The sequence below is a fragment of the Bartonella sp. TT29SHDZB genome, assembly GCF_042193395.1.
Classification (GTDB): domain Bacteria; phylum Pseudomonadota; class Alphaproteobacteria; order Rhizobiales; family Rhizobiaceae; genus Bartonella.
The window spans coordinates 1-3,808 of record NZ_JBHILQ010000047.1 but is presented as its reverse complement, the minus strand read 5'-3'; the positions used below and the strand labels follow the sequence as shown (position 1 = coordinate 3,808).

Annotated in this window: 7 protein-coding genes; 5 read left to right on the top strand and 2 right to left on the bottom strand. The window is 32.7% G+C overall.

The annotated features are described in order from the left end of the window. Window positions 1-163 precede the first annotated feature (163 nt). The 3 genes from ACFIJJ_RS09080 to ACFIJJ_RS09070 all read left to right on the top strand — a co-directional run bounded on the left by ACFIJJ_RS09080 (window position 164) and on the right by ACFIJJ_RS09070 (window position 1,622). The gene (locus ACFIJJ_RS09080) at window positions 164-313 is read left to right on the top strand and encodes a hypothetical protein (protein ID WP_375612426.1); all 150 of its coding nucleotides are present in this window, start codon (window positions 164-166) and stop codon (window positions 311-313) included. 45 nt (window positions 314-358) lie between these two features. Then, the gene (locus ACFIJJ_RS09075; protein ID WP_375646716.1) at window positions 359-814 is read left to right on the top strand and encodes a TIR domain-containing protein; all 456 of its coding nucleotides are present in this window, start codon (window positions 359-361) and stop codon (window positions 812-814) included. Window positions 815-977: 163 nt separating this feature from the next. Next, window positions 978-1,622 (top strand): recombinase family protein, encoded by a 645-nt coding sequence (locus ACFIJJ_RS09070; protein ID WP_375646715.1) that lies wholly within the window; start codon window positions 978-980, stop codon window positions 1,620-1,622. Between the two features lie 85 nt (window positions 1,623-1,707). On the opposite strand, the gene ACFIJJ_RS09065 is transcribed toward ACFIJJ_RS09070, so the two are convergent. Further along, complete coding sequence (locus ACFIJJ_RS09065; protein ID WP_375621838.1) at window positions 1,708-1,956, bottom strand: hypothetical protein; 249 nt, start codon at window positions 1,954-1,956, stop codon at window positions 1,708-1,710. Window positions 1,957-2,048: 92 nt separating this feature from the next. On the opposite strand from ACFIJJ_RS09065, the gene ACFIJJ_RS09060 reads away from it, so the two are divergent. After that, window positions 2,049-2,729, top strand: coding sequence for an AAA family ATPase (locus tag ACFIJJ_RS09060; RefSeq protein ID WP_375621837.1), 681 nt, complete (start codon window positions 2,049-2,051; stop codon window positions 2,727-2,729). Between the two features lie 3 nt (window positions 2,730-2,732). Then, window positions 2,733-2,999, top strand: a complete 267-nt coding sequence (locus ACFIJJ_RS09055) for a hypothetical protein (protein ID WP_375618900.1) — start codon at window positions 2,733-2,735, stop codon at window positions 2,997-2,999. 31 nt (window positions 3,000-3,030) lie between these two features. On the opposite strand, the gene ACFIJJ_RS09050 is transcribed toward ACFIJJ_RS09055, so the two are convergent. Further along, window positions 3,031-3,387: a helix-turn-helix domain-containing protein gene (locus ACFIJJ_RS09050; protein WP_375621836.1), complete on the bottom strand. Its 357-nt coding sequence runs from the start codon at window positions 3,385-3,387 to the stop codon at window positions 3,031-3,033. Window positions 3,388-3,808: the final 421 nt, after the last annotated feature.

Sequence of the window (3,808 nt, the reverse complement as noted above, 5' to 3'; positions counted from 1 at the left end):
AGTGATGATGATTATTTTCGTGATGAGTATGAGGATGTTGCGTAAATAAAATAGCAGGTGCGGGGGGCGCCTGCTTTCAGAGAGCAATGTAAAAACAAAGGTATTAAAATTTCCATTAAACTCAATAAAACATGGAACATAACTGAAATTATAGGTGTTGGAAATGCTCAATCATGATGATATCGAAAGTGTTGAATTTTGTTTTACTGTAAATGGTAAAAAAATAAAATTTGATAAAGAGACTAATGATAAATTAAAGGAAAATATAGATTGGGAGAAATTTTTATCGCAATTATTCGTTGATAAAGAATAATAAGCCCTCTGGGACAAATGCATGTATTTTATAGGGGATATAAAAATGCCAAAAATTTTTATTGTATATAATAATCATACTATTTTAGAACAAACTGAACGTATTCTTTTTAAGCTTGGATTGGAACCATACGTTCTGAAATTTGGTAGTGATAATTTAACTACTATTGAGGATTTTAAACAAGAAATTAGTATGCAAACTAATTCTCCAAAATTTGGTATTGTGCTACTTACTCCCGATGATATTGGATATGAAAAATCTGCTGATAAAAAAGATGCAAAACCGCGCGCTAATCAAAATGTTATTTTTAAAATGGGTATGTTAATTCCTAAAATTTCTTGCAGAAATATTGCTATTTTAAAACAACGAGATGTTGAAGTGCCTTCAGATTATGAAGGGATTAATTACATTCCTTTTAATGAACACGTAAAAGAAACTCTCCCAAAACTTATTGAACTATTAAACACCGCCGGATTCAATTTAGATACACTTAACGACTGAATTTTTTTTGCATGAAGTATACGCACAGTGTCATTTGAAGCGTCATAAATTGCAATATCAGAAAAAACGATCATTTTTTATGAACGAAAATTGTATATTTAATTCCTATTTTTTCTATGCAATAATATATCAGTTTTAATCAAAAATAACCTTTTTACTGAAAATGCCAAAATTTTATGCTTATTTACGTGTTTCTCGTGATGGACAAGATACAGAAAATCAAAAATTTGGATTGTTAGAATATGCTAATAAAAATGGCTTTGCTCCACTTTATATTGAGGAAGAAATTGCAAGTAGAGGAAAAGATTGGCGTAAGCGTAAACTTGGTGCTTTAATTGAAAAAGCTGAATGTGGTGATGTTTTACTCACACCGGAGTTTTCTCGTATAGCTGGTTCTTCTCTTGCTGTTTTAGAAATTCTCAAAGCAGCCAGTGAACGTGGTTTAATTGTGCATATAACGAAACAAAACCTTATCATGGATGGAAGTTTACAAAGCGATATCATTGCAAACGTATTGGGTATGGTATCACAAATTGAACGGCATTTAATTCAAACACGCACAAAAGAAGCCTTAAATGTTGCTCGTCAACGAGGAATAAAACTTGGCCGGCCAAAAGGAAGTAAAGCTACGCAATTAAAGCTGGACAATCATATTGATGAAATTCAAGCATTTATAAATGTTGGTTTATCACAGAGCCGTATTGCTAAGACATTAGGAGTTAGTGTGAACACCTTACGTTTATTTATTGAACGTAAAAACATCAAGCTTACGAAAATAAAGCCTATCATTACCATGCCAAGAACATAAAGGTATCTTTTAGTATAGTACTATACCCTACTATATAATATCATAAGGTATAGTAAACTTAACTGACGAACTTCTCATAGAAAAATTATTTTTTTCTTATATCCTCTTTCCAAAATTTTGTACCATTGTCTATCATTAGAGCTAATTGTAGTGCAGCTTCTGGAACTGTACTTTTTATGATATCTCCTCTTTTTGTTTTAACTTCTGTAAATCCATCACGCTGTATTGTATCGGGTTTGTTAAAACAATCTATTTTTTGATTAAAAGTTTCAAAAAATTTGCTAACGTTTTTAAAAACTTTATCGTTATGATTTTGAACGGGTTTATTGGTCATTTTTTCTCCTTATAAAGGGTATATTTTAATACTTTATTATACCTTATGGTATAATACTATACAATACTATATTCTATTTAGAAAGTAACTAAATGCCTGTCATATCCTTTGCTAATTCCAAGGGGGGGAGTGGAAAAACAACAGCTGCTTTGCTCCTTGCTTGTGAACTTGCACATGCTAAACCAGTTACAATTATAGATGCTGATCCTCGCCATCCTATTACCACTTGGTCTGAATTGCCGGGTAAACCAGATAATCTTACTGTCGTTACTAATGAATCTGAAAAAACTATTTTAGATGAAATAGAAATTGCATCTACTCGAGATCCATTCGTAATTGTTGATCTAGAAGGTACAGCATCACGCTTAACTAGTTATGCAATTAGTCAATCTGATTTTGTAATTGTTCCTATGAAGGAACAACAGCAAGACGCTATAGCAGCTATCGAAATTATAAAAGAAATTCACAGAGATATGAAAGCTGTACGGCGTCTTATCGCTTATTCTGTTTTGTTTACGCAATCTAAAGTTGTTGCAAAATCCAGAACTGCTCGTTTTGTATCATCTCAATTTAGAAAAAACCCAGAACTTGATGTTTTTGAAACAGAAATCAATGAACGTGATGCTTTTTCCGCAATCTTTGCAACTGGAGGTTCACATCGTAATCTCAATCCAAAGGAAGTTAATAATTTAGAAACTGCGATTGGCAATGTCGAAGCATTTGTTGCTGAAGTCATTACAAAGCTAAAAAAAGTTCAAGAGAAAGGAAATTAAAGAATGAGTACAGAAAGAAAACCATTAAATTTTTCAGAACTTGATGATTTTAAACCACGACAAACTCAATCTTCTTTAAACATTATACAACGCAAAGAGGTAGATAAGGCAGCAACTTTCCCAAGTCGTGAACAGTCAGTTGAGATACAATTAAATATCAAAGCTAGCGTAAATATCATTAATCGTTTTAAATTGATGGCTAAACAAGAGCGATATCGCCATGGTGATTTTCTAGAAATATTAATGAATGCTTATAAACAGAGCGATTAGTTTGTACGCTATAATTTTAAAAGTATTCATTTTATTCAGAAAACAAACATAAAACTGCTTTCTGTTTTTTAGGATTAAGTTTTCTAAAACCTTTTAAAAGGAAATATTCTTCTTTACTGGAAATTTCTTCATCATAATGGTACGGAATATTTCTTTTTTGTGAAATATCGGTATAAAAAAAGGAGATATGAACATCTAGTATGTTAGCGATTTCCTGCAAGCGTCCAGCTCCTACACGATTTGAGCCTTTTTCATATTTTTGGATTTGTTGGAAGCTTACTCCTAATTTGTTTCCTAACTCTGTCTGAGAAATTCCCATTGAAATGCGTTTATGACGAATTCTTTTGCCTACAGAAATATCATTAAAATGTGGAGTTTTCTTTTGCACTTTAAATTCCCCCCGACCGAGTGCGAGCGCCCTCGCATTGGTATTCCGGGAGTTAAAAGTACTGAAGTTTGAATCAGCTTTTTGCTTTTAGTGCTTAAAGCACCTGGACATAGCAAAAGCTCCCGGAATCCCGGGAAACCCACAGAGTGGGCTAATTTTTATGTTCAAACTTTAAGGCTTTTAATCCCTTATTAATCGCTGCGTATACGATTAAAACATTCGCTTACCAATAAAGTAATTTCAGGAGATTGGCAAATAAAAATAGTTTTTATTTATAAACTTTATTTTTTAATGAGAGGCTATCCGCCTCTCAAACTCTCTGGAACGCTCACCAAAATCATGAGATCAGACCCGCGTTTAATGAGAGGACTAACAAGTCTTGGTTCTTAGTGTCAAGGAAACCATTACATGGCGCCTAAAG